Source organism: Variovorax sp. 10L426, assembly GCF_056395305.1.
Map to the genome: position 1 here is coordinate 110,745 of NZ_JBFTJF010000014.1, position 23,058 is coordinate 133,802.

The 23,058-nt window shown below is 64.5% G+C and carries 21 protein-coding genes and 1 tRNA gene; 14 read left to right on the top strand and 8 right to left on the bottom strand.

Annotated elements, in window-relative coordinates:
• Positions 1 to 4: 4 nt before the first annotated feature.
• Positions 5 to 1,291, bottom strand: a complete 1,287-nt coding sequence (gene hemL, locus AC1DHL_RS20610; RefSeq protein WP_478163196.1) for a glutamate-1-semialdehyde 2,1-aminomutase — start codon at positions 1,289 to 1,291, stop codon at positions 5 to 7.
• Positions 1,292 to 1,422: 131 nt separating this feature from the next.
• The gene (gene thiD / locus AC1DHL_RS20615; protein ID WP_478097781.1) at positions 1,423 to 2,382 is read right to left on the bottom strand and encodes a bifunctional hydroxymethylpyrimidine kinase/phosphomethylpyrimidine kinase; all 960 of its coding nucleotides are present in this window, start codon (positions 2,380 to 2,382) and stop codon (positions 1,423 to 1,425) included.
• Positions 2,383 to 2,491: 109 nt separating this feature from the next.
• On the opposite strand from thiD, the gene AC1DHL_RS20620 reads away from it, so the two are divergent.
• From AC1DHL_RS20620 to AC1DHL_RS20645, 6 genes are all read left to right on the top strand, one after another.
• Entirely contained in the window at positions 2,492 to 2,662 is a 171-nt protein-coding gene (locus AC1DHL_RS20620) for a rubredoxin (protein ID WP_088955233.1), read from the top strand.
• Positions 2,663 to 2,740: 78 nt separating this feature from the next.
• Positions 2,741 to 3,136: a response regulator gene (locus AC1DHL_RS20625; protein WP_286567888.1), complete on the top strand. Its 396-nt coding sequence runs from the start codon at positions 2,741 to 2,743 to the stop codon at positions 3,134 to 3,136.
• Positions 3,137 to 3,502: a response regulator transcription factor gene (locus AC1DHL_RS20630; RefSeq protein WP_478097782.1), complete on the top strand. Its 366-nt coding sequence runs from the start codon at positions 3,137 to 3,139 to the stop codon at positions 3,500 to 3,502.
• A 25-nt stretch (positions 3,503 to 3,527) separates the two neighbouring features.
• Positions 3,528 to 4,061 (top strand): chemotaxis protein CheW, encoded by a 534-nt coding sequence (locus AC1DHL_RS20635; protein ID WP_478163197.1) that lies wholly within the window; start codon positions 3,528 to 3,530, stop codon positions 4,059 to 4,061.
• Between the two features lie 40 nt (positions 4,062 to 4,101).
• A complete protein-coding gene (locus AC1DHL_RS20640) occupies positions 4,102 to 6,432 on the top strand; it encodes a methyl-accepting chemotaxis protein (protein ID WP_478163198.1) in 2,331 nt (776 codons plus the stop codon).
• A 16-nt stretch (positions 6,433 to 6,448) separates the two neighbouring features.
• Positions 6,449 to 12,520 (top strand): hybrid sensor histidine kinase/response regulator, encoded by a 6,072-nt coding sequence (locus AC1DHL_RS20645; protein ID WP_478163199.1) that lies wholly within the window; start codon positions 6,449 to 6,451, stop codon positions 12,518 to 12,520.
• Here AC1DHL_RS20645 and AC1DHL_RS20650 read toward each other — a convergent pair.
• Positions 12,481 to 13,995 (bottom strand): cryptochrome/photolyase family protein, encoded by a 1,515-nt coding sequence (locus tag AC1DHL_RS20650; RefSeq protein ID WP_478163200.1) that lies wholly within the window; start codon positions 13,993 to 13,995, stop codon positions 12,481 to 12,483. The two genes, AC1DHL_RS20645 and AC1DHL_RS20650, sit on opposite strands and share 40 nt — an antisense overlap.
• Between AC1DHL_RS20650 and AC1DHL_RS20655 the strand changes: the two genes are divergently transcribed.
• The 6 genes from AC1DHL_RS20655 to AC1DHL_RS20680 are packed head-to-tail and all read left to right on the top strand — an operon-like array spanning position 13,994 to position 18,505.
• Positions 13,994 to 14,593 (top strand): YqgE/AlgH family protein, encoded by a 600-nt coding sequence (locus AC1DHL_RS20655; protein WP_478097787.1) that lies wholly within the window; start codon positions 13,994 to 13,996, stop codon positions 14,591 to 14,593. The genes AC1DHL_RS20650 and AC1DHL_RS20655 overlap by 2 nt on opposite strands.
• Positions 14,590 to 15,018 carry a Holliday junction resolvase RuvX gene (gene ruvX, locus AC1DHL_RS20660; RefSeq protein ID WP_478163201.1) on the top strand — a complete coding sequence of 143 codons (429 nt, stop codon included), beginning with the start codon at positions 14,590 to 14,592 and terminating at the stop codon, positions 15,016 to 15,018. Before AC1DHL_RS20655 ends, ruvX begins: the two co-directional genes overlap by 4 nt.
• Entirely contained in the window at positions 15,015 to 15,512 is a 498-nt protein-coding gene (pyrR, locus tag AC1DHL_RS20665) for a bifunctional pyr operon transcriptional regulator/uracil phosphoribosyltransferase PyrR (protein WP_478163202.1), read from the top strand. Before ruvX ends, pyrR begins: the two co-directional genes overlap by 4 nt.
• Entirely contained in the window at positions 15,512 to 16,474 is a 963-nt protein-coding gene (locus AC1DHL_RS20670) for an aspartate carbamoyltransferase catalytic subunit (protein WP_478097791.1), read from the top strand. The genes pyrR and AC1DHL_RS20670 overlap by 1 nt, the downstream gene beginning before the upstream one ends.
• Complete coding sequence (locus AC1DHL_RS20675) at positions 16,471 to 17,745, top strand: dihydroorotase (RefSeq protein ID WP_478163203.1); 1,275 nt, start codon at positions 16,471 to 16,473, stop codon at positions 17,743 to 17,745. The genes AC1DHL_RS20670 and AC1DHL_RS20675 overlap by 4 nt, the downstream gene beginning before the upstream one ends.
• A gap of 16 nt (positions 17,746 to 17,761) precedes the next feature.
• A complete protein-coding gene (locus AC1DHL_RS20680) occupies positions 17,762 to 18,505 on the top strand; it encodes a lysophospholipid acyltransferase family protein (RefSeq protein WP_478097795.1) in 744 nt (247 codons plus the stop codon).
• Between the two features lie 253 nt (positions 18,506 to 18,758).
• Here the strand turns inward: AC1DHL_RS20680 and AC1DHL_RS20685 are convergent, their stop codons facing one another.
• The 3 genes from AC1DHL_RS20685 to AC1DHL_RS20695 all read right to left on the bottom strand — a co-directional run bounded on the left by AC1DHL_RS20685 (position 18,759) and on the right by AC1DHL_RS20695 (position 20,933).
• Positions 18,759 to 19,817: an NUDIX domain-containing protein gene (locus tag AC1DHL_RS20685; RefSeq protein ID WP_478163204.1), complete on the bottom strand. Its 1,059-nt coding sequence runs from the start codon at positions 19,815 to 19,817 to the stop codon at positions 18,759 to 18,761.
• A gap of 108 nt (positions 19,818 to 19,925) precedes the next feature.
• Complete coding sequence (locus AC1DHL_RS20690; protein ID WP_478163205.1) at positions 19,926 to 20,459, bottom strand: Rrf2 family transcriptional regulator; 534 nt, start codon at positions 20,457 to 20,459, stop codon at positions 19,926 to 19,928.
• Positions 20,460 to 20,582: 123 nt separating this feature from the next.
• Positions 20,583 to 20,933, bottom strand: coding sequence for a hypothetical protein (locus AC1DHL_RS20695; protein ID WP_478163206.1), 351 nt, complete (start codon positions 20,931 to 20,933; stop codon positions 20,583 to 20,585).
• A 240-nt stretch (positions 20,934 to 21,173) separates the two neighbouring features.
• On the opposite strand from AC1DHL_RS20695, the gene AC1DHL_RS20700 reads away from it, so the two are divergent.
• Positions 21,174 to 21,536: a hypothetical protein gene (locus AC1DHL_RS20700; protein ID WP_478097802.1), complete on the top strand. Its 363-nt coding sequence runs from the start codon at positions 21,174 to 21,176 to the stop codon at positions 21,534 to 21,536.
• Between the two features lie 527 nt (positions 21,537 to 22,063).
• Here the strand turns inward: AC1DHL_RS20700 and AC1DHL_RS20705 are convergent.
• A complete protein-coding gene (locus tag AC1DHL_RS20705; RefSeq protein WP_478097804.1) occupies positions 22,064 to 22,375 on the bottom strand; it encodes a hypothetical protein in 312 nt (103 codons plus the stop codon).
• A 281-nt stretch (positions 22,376 to 22,656) separates the two neighbouring features.
• On the opposite strand from AC1DHL_RS20705, the gene AC1DHL_RS20710 reads away from it, so the two are divergent.
• Positions 22,657 to 22,836: a hypothetical protein gene (locus tag AC1DHL_RS20710; protein WP_478097806.1), complete on the top strand. Its 180-nt coding sequence runs from the start codon at positions 22,657 to 22,659 to the stop codon at positions 22,834 to 22,836.
• A 128-nt stretch (positions 22,837 to 22,964) separates the two neighbouring features.
• Here AC1DHL_RS20710 and AC1DHL_RS20715 read toward each other — a convergent pair.
• Positions 22,965 to 23,039, bottom strand: a tRNA-Arg gene (locus AC1DHL_RS20715).
• Positions 23,040 to 23,058: the final 19 nt, after the last annotated feature.

Below are 23,058 nucleotides of genomic sequence, written 5' to 3' on the forward strand. Positions count from 1 at the left end.
CGGCCTAGAGCGTCGCGAAGATCTGACGTGCGGACTCGATCGTCGCCGCGATGTCGTCGTCGCTGTGCGCGGCGCTCACGAAACCTGCCTCGTACAGCGCCGGTGCGATGTACACGCCGCGATCGAGCAGTCCATGGAACAGGCTGTTGAACCTGGCGCCATCGCTCTTCATGACGGCCGTGTAGTTCTGCGGCAGCGCATCGAGCAGGAAGAAGCCGAACATCCCGCCTTCGCTGTCGGCGCTGAACGGCACACCTTCGGCGGCTGCCGCGGCCTTCAGACCTCCAACCAGCGCGTGTGTCTTTTGCGACAGCGCGTTGAAGAAACCGGGCTTGGCCACTTCTTTCAAGGTAGCCAGGCCGCAGGCGGTCGCCACGGGGTTGCCCGACAGCGTGCCGGCCTGGTAGACCGGTCCGAGCGGCGCGAGCTGTTCCATGATTGCGCGCGGTCCTCCGAAGGCAGCGAGCGGCATGCCGCCACCGATCACCTTGCCGAGCACCGTGAGGTCTGGCGTGATGCCCAGCACGCCTTGCGCGCCACGAGGGCCGACGCGGAAGCCGGTCATGACCTCGTCGAAGACCAGCAGCGCGCCATGTTGTGTGCAAAGCTCGCGGCACCGTCGGGCGAAAGCGGCGCTCGCGCGAACGAAGTTCATGTTGCCGGCGATGGCTTCGATCATCAGGCAGGCGATCTCTTTGCCATGCAGCGCGAAGGCCTCCTCGAGCTGCGCGACATTGTTGTATTCGAGGACCAGCGTGTGCTGCACGACTTCGGGTGGCACGCCAGCCGAAGTCGGATTGCCGAAGGTTGCGAGGCCCGAGCCCGCCTTGACCAACAGCGCGTCCGCATGGCCGTGGTAGCAGCCCTCGAACTTGATGATGAATTTGCGGCCGGTGGCGCCGCGCGCGAGACGCAGGGCGCTCATGGCCGCTTCGGTGCCCGAACTGACAAGCCGCACCATTTCCATGGACGGCACCAGCGCGAGGATGGCTTCGGCGAGTTCGATCTCGCGCTCGGTCGGCGCGCCGAACGAGAAGCCTTCCGTGACAGCCCGCTGTACCGCTTCGACCACTGCGGGATGCCCGTGACCCAGAATCATCGGTCCCCACGAGCCGATGTAGTCGATGTAGCGCTTGTCGGCCGCATCCCAGAAATAAGCGCCTTGCGCGCGCTTCACGAAACGCGGCGTGCCGCCGACGGCCCTGAACGCGCGTACGGGCGAATTGACGCCCCCGGGAATGACAGCGCGAGCGCGCTCGAAAAGAATTTCGTTCTGGTCAATGTTTGGCATCACCCAAGTATCTTCCATGCGGATCTTTTCCAGAGGGCCGCCGCGCCCGGCCGCCCGTAGCGGCCGGCCCGCCCCCGGCAGGGGGTTGGCGAAGCGACACGCAGTGCGCGCAGCCTGGGGGCGAGCAAAAGCTAATGCCTCGTGTCGTGCGGCGGCAAGGCGAAGTCGGAGGGGGAGGCGGCTTCGCCGTTGTCGTCTTCGTCTTCGGGTTGGGCCCAGAAGAGGCGGTCGGGGAGAACATGACCCATGCCGGGACGGAAGCCCGCATCCAGACAGCGGTCCATGTAGCTCAGTGCCTCGCTCGCAGCCGCGACGAGATCCGTGCCGCTGGCGAGGAGCGCCGCCAGCGCGGCCGAAAGCGTATCGCCCGCCCCGGCGAACACGGCATCGAGTCGCTCGTATTTCTCGCTCGCGAGTATCGATTGCGGCGATGCCAGCACGTTGTCGATGAACTGATCCGGCAGGACCAGCCCCGTGACCAGGGTATATGGAACGCCGAATTCACCTGCCGCCTTCGCAACATCGCGCGCCGTCGGCGGCCGCTCGCCGCTCCAGTCGGGCAGCAGCCAGCGCCAGAGCGTACTGTGGTTGCCGACAAGCACCGTGGTCTGCGGCAAGACGAGCTCGCGGAATGCATCGAGATAGGCCTCGATCTGGTTGTCTTCCCACCACGACAGGTTGGGCATGTAGGCGACGACGGGAACCTCGGGATAGTCGGTCGCGGTCTCGGCCACAGTGCTCAGGTTCTCGGGAGAGCCGACGAAGCCGACCTTGATCAACTGCACTTCCACGTCTTCCAGAATCGATCGCGCCTGTTCGGCGACGGCTTCTTCGTCGAAGGCGAAGTGATCGAAAATTTCGGCCGTATCGCGCGCGTAGGCTCCGGTCACCACCGGCAGCATGTGAGCGCCGACCGAGGCCATCGCAACCGCGTCCGCACCGAGGCCACCGGCGCCGCTGGGATCGCTGGCGTTGAAAACCAGCACGCAAGGCGGATTCAAATCGCTCTCTTCCGCGTCTTCGTCGTTCGAGGGGTCGGTAAGATCGCTCACTTTGTGATCGTGCTCTGTTGGTAATAGGGAAGTTTTCATACCCAATCAGGGCTCACCAGATGGTGGCATATCTGAGACGCTTGTCACGAGTTTCTCGATACGTTTGGATACGATCGTTGCATTTGACGAACAGGGACTTTAAGCTGCGATGAATACGAAAACCTGGATGTGCCTGATTTGTGGGTGGATCTACGACGAATCGGTTGGAGTACCAGAAGATGGTATTGCGCCCGGTACGGCGTGGGCAGATGTTCCGATGAACTGGACCTGCCCCGAATGTGGGGCCCGCAAGGAAGACTTCGAAATGGTTGAGATCTAGAAGCATGGCATAGGGCCGCGCTTCCTGTGTTCCTGAGGGAGCGCAGCGGTCTTCAAGGTGTCACAGAGGAGCGGCGAAATGAGCGCGAATGGATCTGGTTACAAGGTGCTTGTCATTGACGACAGCAACACCATTCGGCGAAGCGCCGAAATCTTCCTCAAACAGGGCGGCCATGAAGTCCTCCTCGCGGAGGATGGCTTCGATGCCCTTTCCAAGGTCAATGACCACAAGCCCCACCTGATCTTTTGCGACATCCTGATGCCCCGCCTCGACGGGTATCAGACTTGCGCCATCATCAAGCGCAACTCGCACTTTTCCAATGTCCCTGTTGTCATGCTGTCGTCGAAGGACGGCGTGTTCGACAAGGCGCGCGGTCGCATGGTCGGCTCGCAGGACTACCTCACCAAACCCTTCACCAAAGACCAGCTGCTCCACGCCGTGCAGCAGTTCGGCATCGTTCAGGAAGCGCAGTAAATGGCCATTCGCAAAGTGCTCGTCGTCGATGATTCGAAGACCGAGTTGGTATTTCTTTCGGACCTTCTTCAGAAAAATGGCTTCTCGGTGAAGACGGCCGAAAATGCGGACGATGCCATGCGTCGCCTCGAGGAGGAGCAGCCCGATCTCATTCTGATGGACGTCGTGATGCCGGGCCAGAACGGCTTCCAGCTCACGCGCGCGATTGCTCGCCATCCGCAGTACGCATCGGTACCGATCATCATGTGCACCAGCAAGAACCAGGAAACCGATCGCCTCTGGGGCATGCGCCAAGGCGCCCGCGACTACATCGTCAAACCGGTGAATGTGGCCGAGTTGATGGCAAAGATCAGCGCCCTGGCCTGAATTTCGCAAGCCTCTCCGACCATCCATGGCCAACCGCGACGCTCTTCGCGCATTTCAGTCCCGGCTCGCCAGCCGCCTCCAGGCGGCGCGCACGTCGGGTGTTTCCGCATCGTGGCTCGCGGTGGAAGCGGGCGATGCAAATTACCTGTTCCCGCTTGGGCATGCGGGCGAGATTTTTCCGTGGACCTCTCCCGAACCTGTGCCCTATACCGAGCCCTGGTTCCTCGGCGTGGCCAACCTTCGCGGCGGCTTGTTCGGGGTCGTCCAGCTGTCTGCCTTCGTGTCCGGCGCAATGGCTGCGCCGGCGACGAATGAAGGCGCACGCGCCCAATCCCGGCTCGTCGCGCTCAACGAACTGCTTGAAGTCAACTGTGCATTGCTGATCGATCGGCTCGTCGGCTTGCGCGGTGTCGATGCCTTTGTCGCATCGCAAGTGCCGCAGGCGGATGCGCCGGCCTGGCTGGGTCATTCTTATACCGACGCGGCTGGAGCGCGCTGGCAGGAAATCAACCTGCAAGCGCTTTCCCAGCAACCCCAATTTTTGAGCATCGGCGCCTGAGCGCTGCGCCCTGTACCGAACACAACCTGAAGGAACGACCGTGAGCTCGATCGCCGACAAGTTCAAGAAATTCCTGCCCGTGACCGGCGGCAGTGTCCGCGTGAGCGCTGACAGCGGCGCCACTTTGGCGCTTGATAGCATCGAAACCGTGCAAACGCCGGACGAGAAAACGATGCTGATACACAGAGATGCGGTGCCTGAATCACCGGCGCTCTCGACCGATGTCGACACCGCTGCGACACCCGCAGAGGAGCAAGCGCCTCCGGTCGAAACGCCGCCGGAGGCCGCCGCAGGAAGCACCACGCGAACAGTGCGCTCCAAGCGTTCCCAGCGCTCGAATCCCGCGCGGCAGCAGCGGATTCTCGCGCTGGCGTTGGCCGGCGTGGTGTTGTTGCTTCTGCTTGTCGCCGGCTCCGCCATCCTTCGGGCCGAGCGACTCGCGCAACAAGTGGCTGCCACGGGTCAATCGCTCATGCAGTCGCAGCGACTGGCCAAGTCGGTCTCCCAGGCGCTGGTCGGCAACGTGGCTGCGTTCGCGGAAGTGAAGGACAGCTCGGATGACCTGACACGCCGTGTGCAGGGCCTTGCGAACGGCGACGACTCGCTCAAGCTCGAGCGCGCGGGATCTCAGTACGACGTCGAACTCGGCAAGATCACCCCGCTGGTCGAACGCGCCGACAAAAGCGCCAAGGCCGTGCTGGCACAGCAGCAGATCCTGACGCAGGTCGGAAATGCGTTGCGCGACATCAATCGCCAGTCTTCGGACCTGCTCGAAATGGCCGAGACCGTGGCATCGCTCAAGATGCAGCAGAACGCGACCTTGCCGGAAATTTCCGCCGCGGGCCAACTCGTGATGCTGACGCAGCGTATCGGCAAGTCGGCCAACGAGTTCCTGACGGTCGAAGGCGTGAGTCCCGACGCTGTGTTCCTGCTCGGCAAGGACCTGAACTCCTTCCAGGAAATCACCCGCGGCTTGCTCGACGGAAGCTCGCAGCAACGACTGCCCGGTACGCGCGACCAGCAGACACGCCAGCAACTCGAAGGCATCCTGAAGACCTACGAACAGACGCGCACGCAAGCCAGCGCCATTCTGGGCAACCTGCAAGGCCTGGTTGCCGCTCGCGAAGCGCAGGCCGCCATCCTGGCCGACAGCGAACCCCTGCGTACCTCGCTCGGCGATCTGCAGGACAAGCTCTCTGCGCGCACCGGCCTGGGCGCGGGCACCGTCGTCATGCTGTTCGTGCTGTCGCTGGCTGCTCTGGCACTCGCCGGCGCGATCGGTTTCGTGCAGGTTCGTGAAGGCCGCGAGCGTGCCGCTGCCGCCGAGCGCGACCGTCTTGAAGCCGAGCGTGCCAGCGAAGACGCTACCCGTGTCAATGCAGCCAACCAGGCGGCCATCTTGCGCCTGATGAACGAACTGCAGACCGTCGCCGAGGGCGATCTGACGCAGGAAGCCACGGTGACCGAGGACATCACCGGCGCCATCGCCGACTCGGTGAACTACACGGTGGAAGAGCTTCGCTTGCTTGTGGGCAACGTGCAGAACACGGCGACGCGCGTGGCGCAGACGACCTCCCAGGTTGAAAGCACTTCGACTGAACTGCTTGCCGCCTCGACCGAACAGCTGCGCGAGATTCGCGAAACCGGCCAATCGGTGCTCACCATGGCCGAGCGAATCAACGGGGTGTCTTCGCAAGCACAGGAATCCGCCACGGTGGCACGCCAATCGCTGCAAGCCGCTTCGTCGGGTCTGCAGGCCGTGCAGAACGCAATCGGCGGCATGAACTCGATCCGCGACCAGATCCAGGAAACCTCGAAGCGGATCAAGCGCCTCGGCGAATCGTCGCAGGAGATCGGCGAAATCACCGAGCTGATCTCGGACATTACCGAGCAGACGAACGTGCTGGCGCTCAACGCAGCCATCCAGGCCGCATCCGCCGGCGAGGCCGGCCGCGGCTTCTCGGTGGTTGCCGAAGAAGTGCAGCGACTGGCTGAACGCTCCGCGGACGCCACACGCCAGATCTCGGCGCTGGTGAAGGCAATTCAGACGGACACGCAGGATGCCGTCGGCGCCATGGAGCGCTCAACGCAGGGTGTGGTCGAGGGGGCCAAGCTGTCCGACAACGCGGGTACTGCGCTGTCCGAGATCGACCGCGTGTCGCGGCGCCTCGCTGAGCTGATCGAGCAGATTTCGCAATCCGCCTCGCGCGAAGCGGATTCCGCCAACGTCGTCGCGGCCAACATCCAGCACATCTTTGCCGTGACCGAACAGACCGGCGAGGGCACCCGCACCACTGCGCAGCAGGTCCGCGAGCTTTCGCACATGGCTGAGGAATTGCGTCAGTCCGTGTCTCGTTTCAAGATTTCCTGAACGCCGAGCCCCCAACGTGTCGATTCAAAGCCCTGCAACCGCCCATACCGCCGGTAACGCACCGGCGACGGAAGATCTTGGGCCGTTGGCCTGGGTTCTCGGAGAAATCCAGAAATCGCTCGATGGTGTGGGCAAGTCCCTGCGGCGTTTCGCCCGAGACGCCGCGGCCGCTGCGCCTGGAAGCGAAATCGACACGATGCCGGTGCGGCTGGCACGACAGCAGTTGCATCAGGCCGTCGGTGCGTTGCAGATGGTGGGTCACACCGCGCCTGCGCTCGTGCTGGGAGCGATGGAGTTCGCAGTCCAGAGCTTCGTGACCGAGCCGCTGCGCTGCAACGATGCAGCCGTGGTCAAGATTGATCGGGCAGGCTTTGCCGTCGCGGACTTCCTGAACGCTGTGATCGCGGGCAAGGTTGTCTCGTCGGTCGCGCTTTTCCCGCAGTACCGCGAGGTTCTTGAACTGGTTGGCAACGAGCGCGTCCATCCGGCCGACCTCTGGAGCATGACCTGGCGCTGGGTCGAGATCAAGCCGGCGCCGACCCAGACCGCGCTGGTGTATGACCCCGCTGTGCGGTCGAAACTCGACCGCGAAGTGTTGCAGGTGGTCAAGAGCGGTGACGATCACGCGGCACGCCGTCTCCAGGCGCTGTGCCTGGGACTCGGGCGAGGCGCTTCGGTGCCGAGGGTCGCCAGCTTCTGGACGCTTGCGGCCGGCTTCTTCGAGGCGCTGGCACTGGCGCTCGTTCCGGCCGACAGCCACGTGAAGCGCGCAGCGTCGCGCGTGCTGCTGCAATACGCCACGCTGGCCCGCGGTGACAACACCGTGTCGGACCGCCTGGGCCAGGACCTGTTGTTCTTCTGCGCGCAGGCCGTCCCCGGGCCGAAGGATGAAGCCGCGACGCTGCGTGCCGTTCGCGCTGCCTGGGGTGTCACCAACGAACAGACGGTCGACTACACGATCGAGCAATTCGGCCGCTTCGACCCACTGATGCTCGCGCAGGCACGCAAGCGCATCGAAGCCGCAAAGGAAATGTGGTCGGCGTTGTCGGGCGGCGACGTGACTCGCACACGACAGGTGGCCGATACCTTCGCGCAGCTCGGCGAATCGCTGCAGAAGCTGCATCCGCCAAGCATGCCGATGGTGCAGGCGTTGAACAACGCCGTCGAGGCATCGTTGCGCAGCAGCCAGGCACCTGGGACCGAACTGGCGATGGAAGTCGCGACGTCTGTCCTGTACCTTGAGGCGGCGTTCGAGGATCTCGACCCGCAGGATCGGCAGTTGACGGCCCGTACCGTGCAGCTCGCCGGCCGGATCGAACGCGCGCGTGATGGCGGCCGTTCGGAGCCGCTCGAGCCATGGATGGAGGAGCTGTACCGCCGCGTGAGCGACCGCCAGACCATGGGCACGGTCGTCAGCGAATTGCGCAGCCACCTGAGCGAACTCGAAAAATCGCTCGACCAGTTTTTCCGCCGGCCCACCGAAAAGGGCCTGCTTCGCACCGTTCCGACGCAACTCCTGCAGATGCGCGGTGTGTTCTCCGTTCTCGGCCTCGACCAAGCTGCCCAGACGGTGCAGCGCATGCGTGAGAACGTCGACCAGCTCCTGATCGAAGAGTCGCCGGTCGACGAGATCCGTGCCTTCGATTCGCTCGGCAACAACCTGGGCGCGCTGGGCTTCCTGATCGACATGCTCAGCTACCAGCCCGCGCTGGCCAAGCGGCTGTTCGTGTTCGACACGGAAATCGGCGAACTCAAGCCGCTCATGGGGCGGCAGGGCAGCGAGGCATCGCCCGCGGCAGCGGCACCGGTGTCGTTCGCGTCGGCATCCGGCACTGTTGCTCCGACCGAGCCGGTTCTGAGTGTCGAAGAAGTCGATGCGCAGATCGCAGCCAAGCTGGCCGCGCTCGCTTCACCGGGTACGCGCAAGCCGCCGCCGTCGCCAATCGAGGAGTTCAGCCAGGCGACCACCAGCTGGACCGCGAAGATCACCGGCCCTGCGCCGCTCGAAGGCCTGCCCGATACCGAGGTGACGGAGCTCGAGGAAGACGACCTCCAGAACATCTTCCTTGACGAAGCCCGCGAGGTGCTGCACAACGGCCTGGCTGCGGTGTCAGCGCTCGGTGCTCGTCCCGACGACGAAGGCGAACTGACCGTCCTGCGACGCGCGTTCCATACCCTCAAGGGCAGCTCGCGCATGGTCGGGCTCATGGACTTCGGCGAAGCCGCGTGGTCGCTGGAGCAGGTGCTGAATACCTGGCTGGCCGACGAGCGTCCCGCAACGCCTGAATTGCTTGAAGGCACTCGCACGTCGCTGCGCGATTTCGCGAAATGGGTCGAGGCCATCGCCGCGGGCGAAGCTCACGACTGGCGCTCGGCGCCCTTCATCGCCGTGGCGGAATCACTGCGTACCGGCGAGCCGATCGCCCCGCCGGCTCGTGTCGCTGACGCTGACGCGCTGGTCGCAGCCGCGCGTCACATCGCCGCGGAATCTCTGGTCGCTCCAGCGGCGCCTGCCGAACTGCTGCCGCTGCCCGAGATGCCGGATCTCCCGGACCTCAGCCTGGATTTCGGCACACCCGAAGCCCTTGCCCCCGAGGAAATTGGCGAACCGTTGTCCGTCGAGCCGCGTGCCGAGATCACTGAACCGTCGCGTCGTCATGAATTCGACCTGCCGGTTGAAGAGCCGCAATCCGACAACGGCTTCGCTTCCACCGACTTTCTCGACTTCGACGCGAAGCCCGAGCCGCCACCGGAAGAAGTGGCGTCTCTGGGAGATACCGAAGACGCCGATTTCCTTGAGACCGTGCACACCTCGCTGGAGCCTTCGCGTCCTGCGGTGGTGCAAGGGCCGATTCCAGAGCCCCAACCGGAGCCCGAATTTGAACCGGAATGGTTGCGTGAGCCAGCGGCGGTGCAAGAGCCGGCGTTTGAACCCGAGGTGGAAACCCCCGTTCCCGAATCAGCACCTGAACTCGCTTTCGAACTGACGCTGGAGCCGGAGGCCAAGGCCGAGCCTGAACCGGTGGCAGAGCCGACCGTCGAATCCGCGCCTGCGATCGTCGAAATGGCGGACTTGGATACGGAATCGCTCGCCGAAGCCCCGACGGCCGCCGTCGAGGATGTCGAAGATACCCCCGTGGTTGCTGCGGCACCGGCCGAAGTCGTCCCCGAGGCCCCCGCCGCACCGAGCGCCGAGGAGCAGGTGAAGGTGATCGGGCCGTTGCGTATCGGCATCCAGCTCTACAACGTCTATCTGAACGAAGCCGACGAGTGGTCGCGCCAACTGGCAACCGAAGTCGGCGAATGGGCGCTTGAATCCCATCAACGTGTCTCCGACTCGACGATCGGCCTTGCGCATTCGCTGGCGGGAAGTTCTGCCACGGTCGGATTCCACAGCTTGTCGGGCATGGCGCGCTCGTTCGAGGCGGCACTGCAGCATCTGCAGATGCAAGGCCGGGGAACGCCGGCGCAGGGTACGACCCTGGTGGCTGCTGCCGAGGAACTTCGGCGCTTGCTTCATCAGTTCGCGGCAGGCTTCCTCAAGGACCCGGCCGAAGAGACGCTGCAGGCGTTGCGCGATGTCGCCGCCTCGCAGTTGGCCGCCGAGCCGGTCGAAGCCAAGGTTGTGCCGCTGCATATCGTGCGCGAGGCGGCAGCAGACGTGGCGCTCGATGAATCCGACGATGGACTCGATGTCGCTGACGCGGTTGACGTGGACCTGTTCCCGATCTTCGAGGAGGAGGCCGCCGAATTGCTGCCTCAACTGGGCGGCGCGCTGCGCGAATGGTCTCAGCATCCGGACGACACCGCATCGCGGTCCTCGGCGCTGCGCACGCTGCATACGCTCAAGGGGAGCGCGCGTCTGGCCGGTGCAATGCGACTGGGTGAGCGTGCTCACCGGATGGAGTCCGACATCGAGGTGATCGGCTCGGAGGGAGCCGACCACCGGGCGATCGAAGAACTGTTGACCCGCTTCGACGCCTTGCAGGCAACTTTCGATGCCTTGCGCGAGGCGGACGACGCGATCCAGGCGGAACTGATCAAGCGTGCCGTTGTAGCGACGCCAGAAGAGAAGGTCGTCGAGCCGGCCGCCGAAGCCGAGCCGAATGTCACCGAGACGGCGGCGGACGTTCCTGCGGTGGCCGTGCCGGCGGAGCGCCCTGCTGTTGCAATACCCGCCCCGTCCGCCCTTGTGCCATCGCGCGCGGTGTCGAGCCAGGCGGTGCGCATCCGCACCCATCTGCTTGACCGCCTGGTTGCCCAGGCCGGCGAAGTCATCATCACGCGATCGCGGCTCGAAGCCGAACTGGGTCAATTGCGCAGTTCGCTGAGCGACCTGACCGGCAACCTCGACCGCCTGCGCCAGCAGTTGCGCGACATCGAGGTTCAGGCGGAAAGCCAGATGCAGTCGCGCCTGGCCCAAGCCAAGGACTCCCAGCAGGGCTTCGATCCGCTCGAGTTCGACCGATTCACGCGCGTGCAGGAACTGACCCGCATGATGGCCGAGTCGGTCAACGACGTGGCGACGGTGCAGCGCACGCTCCAGAAGACGGTGCAAGCGACCGAGGATGACCTGAGCGCACAGGCGCGCCAGACGCGTGAACTCCAGCGCGGCCTGCTGCGCACGCGCATGGTGGAGTTCGAGGGCATTTCGGAGCGCCTGTACCGCGTGGTGCGCCAGGCCTCGAAGGACACCGGCAAGCAGGTGCGCCTGGACATCACCGGCGGCTCGATCGAAATGGATCGCGGCGTTCTCGACCGCATGACGCCCGCGTTCGAGCACCTCCTGCGCAATTGCGTGGCGCATGGCATCGAGGATGCAGCGGTTCGCGAAAAGGCTGGCAAGGATGCGAGCGGCCTGATCAACATCGAACTGCACCATGAAGGCAACGACGTCTCGGTGAGCTTCCAGGACGACGGCGCCGGACTCAACTACGAGGGCATCGCAGCCCGGGCCCGCGCGTTGGGTCTCGTCGCCGAGGGCCAGCAGCTCAGCCCGGACGAGGCTGCCGAGTTGATCTTCCAGCCTGGCTTCTCCACGGCGGCGCAGGTGTCGGAGCTGGCGGGACGCGGTATCGGCATGGACGTCGTGCGTGCGCAGGTCGCGGCACTCGGCGGCCGGATCGAAACCCATAGCAAGGCTGGCGAGGGCACCACGTTCAAGCTGGTGCTGCCGCTGACGACCGCGGTGACGCACGTGGTCATGATGCGCGCGGGGTCCGTCACGATCGGCGTGCCTTCCAACTTGGTCGAACTGGTATTGCGTGCGACCGCTTCCGATCTCGAAAAGGCGTACCTGGACCAGCGCTACGCCTTCGGTGGCGAGCAGGTGCCCTTCTATTGGGCCGGGGCGTTGTTGCAGTCTTCGGCCGGCAGTGAACGCGCGCCGGCCAAGGCCAACACCATGGTCATCGCGCGAAGCGCGGCGCAGCGTGTTGCGCTCCACGTGGACGAAGTGCTGGGCAACCAGGAAGTCGTCGTCAAGAATCTCGGGCCTCAACTCTCCCGGCTGCCGGGTATGGCTGCCATTTCGGTGCTGGCTTCCGGCGCCGTTGCGTTGATCTACAACCCGGTTGCGCTGGCCGCGGTGCATGGCGAAAGAGCGCGCGCGTTGCAAGCGAGCGCCGGCCGTCACACGGCGTCGAAGGATGCACACGGCGCTGGACCCACCACGACCGCACCGAAGGCCGCGTCGCAGGTCCCCTTGGTGCTGGTGGTGGACGACTCGATCACCGTGCGGCGCGTCACGCAGCGTCTGCTGCAGCGCGAAGGCTATCGCGTGGCGCTCGCGGCCGATGGCCTGCAGGCGCTCGAGCGGCTGCAACAGGAACGGCCGGCCGTCGTGTTGTCGGATATCGAGATGCCGCGCATGGACGGCTTCGACCTGGCGCGCAACATCCGCGCGGATGAGTCGCTGGCCGATCTGCCGATCATCATGATCACCTCGCGCATCGCCGAAAAGCACCACGAGCACGCACGCGCGCTGGGCGTCAACCACTACCTCGGCAAGCCGTATTCGGAAGAAGAGCTGTTGCGCCTGGTGCGCAGCTACACAGGCGTTGATTTGCCCGTCGCGCTGGCGGCCTGAACGATCGCGTAACGCTGCAGCGTCCGCTCGCGTGCCTCGGCGTGATCGACGATCGGTTTCGGGTAGTTGACGCCGAGCTTGACCCCCGCCGCCTCCAGCTCCAACGGCTTTGCCGCCCAGGGCGCGTGGATCGCGGCATTGGGAAGCTTCGCGAGCTGCGGCAGGTATCGGCGGATGAACCTTCCCTCGGGATCGAAGCGCTCGCTCTGCGTGACAGGGTTGAAGATCCTGAAATAGGGTTGCGCATCGCAGCCGCTCGAACTCGCCCATTGCCAGCCGCCGTTGTTCGACGAGAGTTCGAAGTCGTTGAGATGCAGCGCGAAGTAGCGCTCGCCGCGTCGCCAGTCGATCCCCAGGTCCTTGCACAAAAAGCTCGCGACGACCATGCGCAGTCGGTTGTGCATGTAGCCGGTCTGGTTGATCTGCGCCATTGCGGCGTCGATCAGCGGGTAGCCGGTTTGCCCCTTGCACCAGGCGTCGAAGAGCGCATCGGCGTTTTTGCCGTGGTGCCACTGGATCTTGTCGTATTCGGCCCTGAAGCTGCGTGATTCGTCGCCGTTCGTCACATGCGGGTAATGCACCAGGATCTGGAAATAGAAATCGCGCCAGATCAGCTCACTGAGCCAGGTCGCGGCACCTTCGTCGCCCTGTAGCGAAAGCTGGTGCGCCACGCCGGCAAGCTGGCGGATCGACACCGTGCCGAAGCGCAAGTGCACGCCGAGGTAACTCGGTCCGCGCACGGCAGGGAAGTCGCGCGCCGTGTGATAGCGATCGATGCGCTGGAAGAAATCGTCGAGCAATGCGGCGCCGCCTTGGCTGCCGGTCGGAATGTCGAGGTCGCCGAGGTTGCTTTTCTCGAAGCCAAGATCCGCGAGCGTCGGCACGGGCGCGCGAAACCTCTCGGGCGCTGGGGCCAGTGATTCCGCATGGCTGCGAACAGGGTAGGGTTTCAGGTAGAAAGCGTCGAGCTTGCCAAGCCATGCGCGCTTGTAGGGCGTGAAGACCGTGAATGGCCGTCCGGCCTGCGTCAACACCTCGTCGCGCTCGAAGACGGCGTGGTCCTTGTAGGCGTGGAAGGCGATTCCCGCGTTTGCCAGCGAGCCGAGCACCTTGGCGTCGCGTGCCAACGCGCCGGGCTCGTCGTCGCGGTTCGCAAACACGGCCTGCACTTCGAGCGCGCGCGCCAGATTCGCGATCTCGTCCTCGGCTGTCGCATGGCGAACGATCAGCGATCCGCCGAGGGAGTGAAGTTCGGCGTCGAGCTCGACCAGGGATTCGCGAATGAATTCGACGCGCCGGTCAACGCGCGGCAGCGGGTCGAGGATGGCGCGGTCGAAGACGAACACGCAAATGACCTGCCGGCAGGCCCGCAGCGCCTGATAGAGCGCGGCGTTGTCATCCACGCGCAGGTCGCGGCGAAACCACATCAACCCCTTCGGATAGATCTTGTCGACGGCCAGTAAAATCGGCGGCATGGCCTCCGATTCTGCCCCGATGAACCTTACGCATCATTTCCTGATTGCGATGCCGGGTCTGGAAGACAAGGCCTTCAGCCGCAGCGTGGTCTATCTCTGCGAGCACAGCGAGCGCGGCGCGCTCGGTCTGGTGATCAACAAGCCCAGCGACATCAATCTCGGCGTGCTGTTCGAAAAGATCGAATTGCATCTCTCCAGCCCTGAACTCGGCAATGCGCCGGTCTTCCAGGGCGGCCCGGTGCAGACCGAGCGCGGCTTCGTTCTCCACGAACCCGTTTTTGCCGATGCGGACAAGCCGAACGAATCCGTCTACGCGTCGACCATGACCATTCCCGGCGGCCTGGAGATGACGACATCCAAGGACGTCCTGGAGGCGCTTGCCACCGGTGCCGGCCCGCGCAAGGTGCTGGTTTCGCTGGGTTACGCCGCCTGGGGCGAGGGCCAGCTCGAATCGGAACTGGCCGAGAACAGCTGGCTGACGGTCGGGGCCGACCCGGCTGTGATCTTCGACACGCCGGTCGAGCAGCGCTACGACAAGGCCCTGTCGCTGCTGGGCCTACAGGCGTGGACCCTGTCGCCTGACGCGGGGCATGCATGAGCGTTTCGGCGATGCCTGACGCTGCGCCTCCGGTCCCTTCCCATTTCCAAATCTTCCTGGCTTTCGACTACGGCCAGAAGCGCACTGGCGTTGCCAGCGGCAATCGTTTGCTGAAGACGGCGACGCCGCAGCCGACCATCAGGGCCGAAGGCGACGCACGCTTCGCGCAGGTGCAGGCACGCATTGGCGAATGGCAACCCGACGCATTGGTGGTCGGCGTTCCGTACCATCCCGATGGCGCGCCGCACGAAAACACCCGGGCGGCGCAGCGCTTCGCCCGTCAGCTGCATGGCCGCTTCAAGCTGCCGGTGTACGAGGTCGACGAACGCTACAGCACGACCGAGGCGCTCGCCTCGGGCGCGCGCGATGCCGACGCCGCGTCGGCCTGCATCATTCTTGAACAGTTCCTGAGGAGCCTTCCGTGAACTCCATTCCTGACGCCGAGGCGCTCTACGTCGAGTTGCTGCGTGGCGTGAAATCCCTGATGCGCGAAGACACGCGCCTGGTCGGCATCACCTCGGGCGGCGCGTGGCTGGTCGAGCGCTTGCAGAAAGACCTGGGCCTGTCCGGCGCGCCGGGCGTGATTTCCTCGGCCATGCACCGCGACGATTTCGCTCGCCGCGGGTTGTCGGCGAGCGCGCAGACTTCGCTGCCTTTCGACGTCAACGGCGCCGATGTCCTGCTGCTCGACGACGTGCTCTACACGGGGCGGACGATCCGGGCCGTGCTCAACGAACTGTTCGACTTCGGTCGGCCGGCGCGCGTGCGGCTGGCGGTGCTGATCGATCGCGGCGGCCGGGAGTTGCCGGTGGCAGCCGATTTCGCCGCCCAACACCTCCAACTGCCGGCGACCCAGTTGCTCGCGTTGGCCCGTGGCGAGGCCGGCGCATTCAGTTTCAAGGTGGAGGAAAACGCTTGATGCTTTACAAACGAAATCCCCAACTCAACAAGAACGGCGAACTGATCCATCTGCTCTCGATCGAGGGCTTGCCGAAGGACATCGTCACCCACATCCTCGACACCGCCGCGAACTTCACCAGCGTGAGCGACCGCGAGGTCAAGAAGGTGCCGCTGTTGCGCGGCAAGAGCGTGTTCAACCTGTTCTTCGAGAACTCGACGCGCACCCGAACCACCTTCGAGATCGCGGCCAAGCGCCTCTCGGCCGACGTCATCAACCTGGACATCGCGCGCTCATCGGCGACCAAGGGCGAATCGCTGCTCGACACCATCGCCAACCTGAGCGCGATGGCGGCCGACCTGTTCGTCGTGCGCCACAGCGAGTCGGGTGCGCCCTACCTGATCGCGCAGCACGTCGCACCGCACGTGCACGTGGTGAATGCCGGCGACGGGCGCCATGCGCACCCGACGCAGGGTCTGCTCGACATGTACACGATCCGTCACTACAAGAAGGACTTCGCGAACCTCACCGTCGCGATCGTCGGCGACGTGCTGCATTCGCGCGTGGCGCGCTCCGATATCCATGCGCTCACCACGCTGGGCTGCGCCGAAGTGCGTGTGGTCGGCCCCAAGACGCTGGTGCCCGGCGACCTCGCCCAGATGGGCGTGCGCGTGTGCCACACGCTGGAAGAAGGCATCAAGGACTGCGACGTCGTCATCATGCTGCGGCTGCAGAACGAGCGGATGAGCGGTGCGCTGCTGCCCTCGTCGCAAGAGTTCTTCAAGACCTACGGCCTCACGCCCGAGAAACTGCAACTGGCCAAGCCCGATGCGATCGTGATGCATCCGGGGCCGATCAACCGTGGCGTTGAAATCGACTCGGCGGTGGTCGACGGCCGGCAGAGCGTGATCCTGCCGCAGGTCACTTTCGGCATCGCGGTCCGGATGGCCGTGATGAGCATCGTCGCAGGGAACGAAGCATGAGCAACCTTCTGATCACCAACGGTCGCGTCGTCGATCCTGCCTCGAAATTCGATCGCACCGCCGATGTCGCGGTCGCCGATGGAAAGATCCTCGCCATCGGCAATGTCTCCAGCGAGTTCCGCGCGAACCGCACGCTTGATGCCCAAGGGTGCCTCGTCGTACCCGGGTTGGTCGACCTCGCGGCGCGATTGCGGGAGCCCGGCTACGAGCACGAGGGCATGCTCGAAAGCGAAATGGGTGCGGCCGTGGCCGGCGGCGTCACGAGCCTGGTCTGTCCGCCCGACACCGATCCGGTGCTCGACGAGCCAGGCCTGGTCGAGATGCTCAAGTTCCGCGCCGAGAAGCTCCAGCGCGCTCGCCTGTTTCCGCAGGGCGCTCTCACGCGCGGGCTGGCAGGCGAGGTGCTCACCGAAATGGCCGAACTGACCGAGGCCGGTTGCATCGGCTTCGGTCAGGCCGAAGTTCCGTTCAGTAACACGCAGGTGTTGCAGCGCGCGCTCCAGTACGCCAGCACCTTCGGTTACACGGTCTGGCTGCGCCCGCAGGAGCGCGACCTGGGCAAGGGTGTCGCTGCCAGCGGGCCGCTGGCCACACGTCTCGGATTGGCGGGCGTGCCGGCGGCTGCCGAGACGATCGCCATCTTCACCATCGTCGAACTCATGCGCAACACTGGGGCGCGCGTGCATCTCTGTCGTCTGTCGAGCGCGGGCGGTGTGGAGCAAGTGCGCGCGGCCAAGGCGGAAGGCTTGCCGTTGACCTGCGATGTGAGCATCAATTCGCTGCATCTCGTCGATACCGACATCGGCTACTTTGACAGCCGCGCACGCCTCAATCCGCCGTTGCGTCAGCAGCGCGACCGCGACGCGCTGTCGGCCGGGCTGGCCGACGGAACCATCGATGCGCTGGTCTCCGACCACACGCCGGTGGAAGCCGACGCCAAGACGCTTCCCTTTGCCGAAAGCGAGCCCGGCGCAACCGGTCTGGAATTGCTGCTGCCGCTCGCGCTGCAATGGGGCGAGCAAAGCGGCGCCGGCTTGGCGCGTGCCATCGAGGTCGTCAGCGCTGCGCCGGCACGCCTGATTGGCGCCGAAGGCGTGGGTCGACTGGTCCAGGGCGGTGCCGCGGATGTCTGCGTGGTCGACCCCGCGCACGAATGGCAAGTCACCCCCGACGCACTCAGGAGCCAGGGCAAGCACACGCCCTTCGGCGGCTACGCGATGCATGGACGTGCCCGCTACACGCTGGTGGGCGGCCGCGTCGTGAACGGCTGAGCAAGCGCAGCGCACGATGCAGGCTTTGTCCGCAAGCTTCAGGCTGCTGCGCGCGATCGCGCATGTGTTCGGGGGCTGGTGGACCATCCGCACCAAATTTCCGCACCTCTCGGTCGCTGAGCGCGAAGTGTGCGTTCAGCAATGGGCGGAGCGCATGCTGAACCTGATGGGCATCAGCCTGACGGTGCAGGGCACGCCGCCCGCGCACGGGCCGGTGTTGCTGGTCTGCAATCACCTCTCATGGCTCGACATCCTCACGATCCACGCGGCGCGGCACGTGCGCTTCGTTTCCAAGTCGGTCGTGCGCCACTGGCCCGTCATCGGCACGCTGTCGACCGGCGCAGGATCGCTCTATATCGAGCGCGAGCGAAGGCGCGACGCCATGCGCGTGGTACATCACATGTCGGAGGCCTTGCGCAATGGCGACGTGATCGCGGTTTTTCCCGAAGGAACGACCAGCGACGGCCATGGGTTGCTGCCTTTTCACGCGAATCTTCTGCAGGCGGCCATCTCGGCCGGGGCGCCCGTGCAGCCGGCAGCCCTGCGTTTTGCCGATGCGGCGTCGGGGGAGACGAGCTATGCGCCCCGGTATATCGACGACGACAACCTGCTCACTTCCGTCTGGAACACCTTGAAGGCACCGCCGTTGCTCGCGATCGTGCGTTTCGGAGAATCCCAGTCCTCGCAGGGGCGTGAAAGGCGCGAGTGGGCGAAGAGCCTGCATGGCGATGTCCAGACGCTGCGCCGCGAGTTGAAGTAAAAAACAGCGCCCTGGAGGGCGCTGTGCAACGGCGCCATGAGCGCCGGGAGGAGGAAATCGTCGCCGGAAGCTAGAGCAGTCCGAACACCTTCAGCCCGATGATGACCACGAGCGGCACACCGCAAAGCCAAAGGATGATGCTCTTCATGAAGGGTCTCCCGATAATTCCAATGTACTCACATTAGGCGGTCATTGCGGATCTCGATGCCGGAGAAGGCAATGGGACAACGTCGTCCACTGCCTACAACGAGTCTCAGCGCGGCAACAGACCCAGGTAGTGATCGAGCATCTGGAAATGGTCGTCCAGGAATCGATCTTCTCGTTCGCGCAACTGCGCAATCGGTGTCCATTCGGCGGCCGCTGCATCGTCATCCGCCTGCAAGGCAGGAAGATCGCGCTCCCCCAAGTCAAAGAAATGGCCGTGCGTGATGGTGCGGCCGCGCTGGCTCCGATCAGGCTGGTCGAATACGTCGTTGGCTCTCAGGCAGGCGCGCAACGTTGCTGGCGGCAGCGCGAGGTGCGTTTCCTCTTCCAGCTCGCGCAGGGCAGCCTGCAGCGTGGTTTCGCGTTGTTCCAGAAAGCCACCGGGCACCGCGAGCAAACCCTTGCCGGGGGCCTGTCCGCGTTGGATGAGCAAGACCTTGTCTTGGCACTTCACGACGCAATCGACCGTCACCAACACCGGCGGGTAGGGCGCCTTTGCCCACGCCGCCTCGTACTCGCGGAGCAATGCCGCTTCCTGCCGCAGCGCCTCGAAGGGGCCTTGTGCGCTCCACTCCCGCAGGAAATCCACGGTACCTGCAGGAATTTCTCCCGCAAGTTCGAGCACGGCCCTCGAGGGCGCAGCGAACAGCGCATCGCGCATGGCGCTCGCGCGGCGAACGGGGATGCTTTCCCCGAGCTTCAGGGACCATTCAGGGAATTCGCGGAGGTATTCGCGCGTTGCGTCCCTCAACTGCCCAACCAGCACGGTTGAAGACGGTTTGTCCAAGCCGTGCTCGGTCAACGCGTGCGCAACGCCATGCCGGACCGCCGCCAACCACCGCGTCTCGTTGAAATAGTCCCGGACTGGCACGAACATGACGCGCTTGCGTTCCGATGCGGGCAGGGCCCGGCGCACCATTTCCGCGCGCTCCTCCCAGTCGAACGGGTGTTTGGGCGAGCGGGCCTGGAAGGCCGAGCCGATCACCACGACCACTCGGGTCGCAACGTCGAGCGCCTGCTTCAGCAGGGAAAGATGGCCGTCATGAAACGGCTGGAAACGGCCGATGAGAACGGCGAGGTCGCGTCTGGAAGGATGTGAGGCAGTCATGCTGAATGCGAGAGCATAGGGTGTTCGGTTTCGCGAACACCTTGCTCGAGCAATTGGAATCCTGAGACGCGCTCAAGTCCAGTCTGCCGACAACTTCCCGGCAACTTGTCAGGAGCGCTTCGCCAGCATGCTTCCCAGCGCGAACACCGAATTCGGTGCATTGATCGGCGCGGGTTTCACGCGCGCGGTCGGCACGGTCGCGCGTCGGCCGGGTCGCTCGACTTCCACACCTCGCGCGATCTGTTCATCGACCAGGCTCTGAAGCGAGACCGAGTCGAGAAACTCCACGGCGCGATGTCGCACGGAGGCCCAGAGTTCGTCCGTCGCGTGGCGATCCACCGCGCCAGGCGCGTCGGCGGCCAGGGGCCGCGCCTTGTCGTCCGCAATGCCGTCGATGGCCATGATGATGTTCGCAACGGTGATGTCCGCCGGCTTTCTGCAGAGTGAATATCCTCCGCCCGGGCCGCGGGTCGATTCGACCAGTTGGTGGCGACGCAACTTGGCAAAGAGTTGTTCGAGGTGCGACAGCGAAATCCGCTGGCGGCGACTGATGGAGCCCAGGTTGACCGGACCCGCGGTGCCTTGCAATGCCACGTCGATCATGGCGGTGACTGCAAATCGGCCCTTGGTGGTGAGACGCATGGTTGATTCTTCCTGTATGGGGGCGGCTGGCGCCGCCGGATCAGCGCATCGCGCGCAGCGTCGCGATGCAGGCGCTCGCATCGAGAGAGGGCGGGAGCGGGAAGCCTCTCGAGGCGGCGAGGCTTAGACGGGGAGGGCGATGCCGCGAGGCGGCCGCTTGGGCCGCTCGAGCCAGGGAGAAGGCGAGCTGGTCGAGGCCGATCGTGGCGGCCATGCAGAGGTGACTGCCGCAACCAGGAGCGGGTGCCTGCCGGTCAGGCATTCGGTGAAGTCGAGGTTTGCTTCGTCAAGGCCTGCCGCTTCGTCATCCGCGTCAGGGGTCAGCGGATCGGCAGGGGAGGATGCGTCTTGCGCCGATGTCGTGAGCTTGCTGATGCCGTCATGCGGCTCGCTCGCTGCGACTCGCGCGAAGGTCGCGAAGCCGTAGCAAGAAAGCAGAAACGCAAAAAAAGAGGCAATGAGCCAGCGTGGCATGGGCGGTAGATTTTAACTTTGCGCCGGATCACGGTCTTTCAACCCGCGTTGCGATCATTCTTCGACGGCGACGCCGGACCTGCGCTCGCGGCATGCTTTCGACCGGGTCCAGGTGGCGGACCCGAAAAGCTCGGGTTTTAACCCGGCGATTGAATGCGCGCCACTTCATTGATCGACTTGCAGTCCGAGCCGGGGGCGGCACAGTGGAGTTTTCTCAAACCGTGAAGCAAGGAGAGTCGTATGAAGAGTGTTCTTCGTTCAACGATGGGTGTACTGCTCGCCAGCGGTGCGCTGATGGGCGCGGCGAGCGCAGCAACTGCGCCTGCGACCGTGACTTGTGAAGATCCGCGCGTGGACCGCACCGCGTGCTATCGAGAGGCGGCCGCGGCACAGGAAGCCATGAGACAAGGCCGATTGAACAGCCCTGGCGGCTATGAGCAGAACGCGCTCGCGCGCTGCCAGCGCCAACCCGTCGAAGCGCGTGCGGCCTGCGAGAAGCGCGTGCGGGGCACGGGTAATACGACGGTCACCGGCAGCGTCCAGGGGGGCGGCAAGCTTCGCCGCAACGAGATGCCTGCGCCGGCGCCTGCGAAGACGAATTGAGTGGTGCGTCGCGGCGAGGACGAACTCGCCGGCTTGGGATTCCTGTCGCAACTTGAGGTTGCTCGTGTTTACGCCATCTTTGCTTTCACTTGGTGCACGTTGCTCACTGCAATGGCGTTGGATGGCAACGGGGCGCTGTTGCCTCGCACAGGAGATCTCAAATGAACGCAAGTCGCTCAACGTTCGTCAAGCTGGCAGCTGTCGCAACCGTCGCCGTGGCGGCACTTGCCGGCGCTGAGTCGGCAAGTGCGGGCACAAGCTGGTCAGTTGGTATTTCTGCGCCTGGGGTGGTCATTGGGGCTGGCGAGCCGGCCCCCGTGTACTACCGGCCTGCGCCGCCGGTCGCCTATGGCCCGGCTCCGGTTTACTACGGAGGAGGGCGACCGGTCTATCGCACCGACTGGGATGGTGGTCGCCGCTGGGATCGGCGCGATTGGGATCACCGCGACAGGGAGCGTCACGAGTGGAGGCATGAGCGCCGCGAGGAGCGGCACGGTTGGCGCGAACGGGACTGATCGGCCTCCTGGCTATTCCCATCTTGGAAGGTCCTGCAGCGCATCGTTGGGTCGGTCGACAAGGTCGACGCCGGTAATTTCTTTTCCGCTCGGCCCCAGTTCGACATTGCAAGTGATTTCCCACTTGTGGTCTTCGGTGCGCCGCACGAGGCAAACCTCCTCGCCGGCAGCAATGAGCTTGATGCAATCTTCGACGCTAGTGCGCTGCACGGCGCCGAGGGTCAATTCAGTCGAGCCAAACTCTTTTTCCACGACCGGGTGGATGGCGACAAGATCGATCGTCCCATCTTTGTAGTGGACAGCGGATATTGCGTGCTGGGCCATCGGTGACCTCCGATCTTGGGACGACCCAGTATGGCGCCTGCGTTAGTCTGCCTGTCGCAGAAATGGGTATGGCGGCCCAAAAAAGAGCCCGCACGCGGCGGGCTCAATGGCCCGGGGGCCGGAGGGAGTGGGCCTGCTCTCGAGCAGGCAAGGCGAGCATCGCTGCCAAAGTGGGAGACTTCTGGGGGTCGGTCTGGCTGGCATCGGTCGCGCTTAAACTGAAAACTAAAGTGTGTGATTGTTCCTTGGGGCGCGGTGAGACCGCCAAACACAATGCCTTCATGGCGAAACGATCAACCGACATCCAGAATTTCAGCGGCTTCGCGGGCCTGAATCGCGCAGATCTGACGCACGAGCCCCGAAAACCCCAAGAGCATGGCGTACCGTGGGGACGCATTGCGCTGGTCGCCGTTGCGAGCGTGATCGCTGCGGTGGTGCTCCGCGTACTCGCAGCCTGGTAAGTTGCTGTTCTCCACTGGCCCCGTGGACAGGGCTGTGGACAACGACGTGTGAAACGTCGGCGAACCGCTCCTGATGGGCCTCAGGCTGCGGTGCCTAAAAAACAAGCACCCCAGCTTTTGAGCGCTTTTGGTGCCCTCGACAGGAATCGAACCTGTATCTGAGTCTTAGGAGGACCCCGTTCTATCCATTGAACTACGAGGACGAGAGCGGCCGCAACTTTA

What these genes read in the sequence shown, in the direction of transcription:
- ruvX (WP_478163201.1), top strand. Translation starts at nt 14,590, where the DNA reads ATGAGCGTTTCGGCGATGCCTGACGCTGCGCCTCCGGTCCCTTCCCAT.
- AC1DHL_RS20670 (WP_478097791.1), top strand. Translation starts at nt 15,512, where the DNA reads ATGCTTTACAAACGAAATCCCCAACTCAACAAGAACGGCGAACTGATC.
- AC1DHL_RS20635 (WP_478163197.1), top strand. Translation starts at nt 3,528, where the DNA reads ATGGCCAACCGCGACGCTCTTCGCGCATTTCAGTCCCGGCTCGCCAGC.
- AC1DHL_RS20675 (WP_478163203.1), top strand. Translation starts at nt 16,471, where the DNA reads ATGAGCAACCTTCTGATCACCAACGGTCGCGTCGTCGATCCTGCCTCG.
- AC1DHL_RS20655 (WP_478097787.1), top strand. Translation starts at nt 13,994, where the DNA reads ATGGCCTCCGATTCTGCCCCGATGAACCTTACGCATCATTTCCTGATT.
- AC1DHL_RS20710 (WP_478097806.1), top strand. Translation starts at nt 22,657, where the DNA reads ATGGCGAAACGATCAACCGACATCCAGAATTTCAGCGGCTTCGCGGGC.
- hemL (WP_478163196.1), bottom strand. Translation starts at nt 1,291, where the DNA reads ATGCCAAACATTGACCAGAACGAAATTCTTTTCGAGCGCGCTCGCGCT.
- AC1DHL_RS20690 (WP_478163205.1), bottom strand. Translation starts at nt 20,459, where the DNA reads ATGCGTCTCACCACCAAGGGCCGATTTGCAGTCACCGCCATGATCGAC.
- AC1DHL_RS20680 (WP_478097795.1), top strand. Translation starts at nt 17,762, where the DNA reads ATGCAGGCTTTGTCCGCAAGCTTCAGGCTGCTGCGCGCGATCGCGCAT.
- AC1DHL_RS20650 (WP_478163200.1), bottom strand. Translation starts at nt 13,995, where the DNA reads ATGCCGCCGATTTTACTGGCCGTCGACAAGATCTATCCGAAGGGGTTG.
- AC1DHL_RS20700 (WP_478097802.1), top strand. Translation starts at nt 21,174, where the DNA reads ATGAAGAGTGTTCTTCGTTCAACGATGGGTGTACTGCTCGCCAGCGGT.
- AC1DHL_RS20630 (WP_478097782.1), top strand. Translation starts at nt 3,137, where the DNA reads ATGGCCATTCGCAAAGTGCTCGTCGTCGATGATTCGAAGACCGAGTTG.
- thiD (WP_478097781.1), bottom strand. Translation starts at nt 2,382, where the DNA reads ATGAAAACTTCCCTATTACCAACAGAGCACGATCACAAAGTGAGCGAT.
- AC1DHL_RS20625 (WP_286567888.1), top strand. Translation starts at nt 2,741, where the DNA reads ATGAGCGCGAATGGATCTGGTTACAAGGTGCTTGTCATTGACGACAGC.
- AC1DHL_RS20695 (WP_478163206.1), bottom strand. Translation starts at nt 20,933, where the DNA reads ATGCCACGCTGGCTCATTGCCTCTTTTTTTGCGTTTCTGCTTTCTTGC.
- AC1DHL_RS20685 (WP_478163204.1), bottom strand. Translation starts at nt 19,817, where the DNA reads ATGACTGCCTCACATCCTTCCAGACGCGACCTCGCCGTTCTCATCGGC.
- AC1DHL_RS20620 (WP_088955233.1), top strand. Translation starts at nt 2,492, where the DNA reads ATGAATACGAAAACCTGGATGTGCCTGATTTGTGGGTGGATCTACGAC.
- AC1DHL_RS20705 (WP_478097804.1), bottom strand. Translation starts at nt 22,375, where the DNA reads ATGGCCCAGCACGCAATATCCGCTGTCCACTACAAAGATGGGACGATC.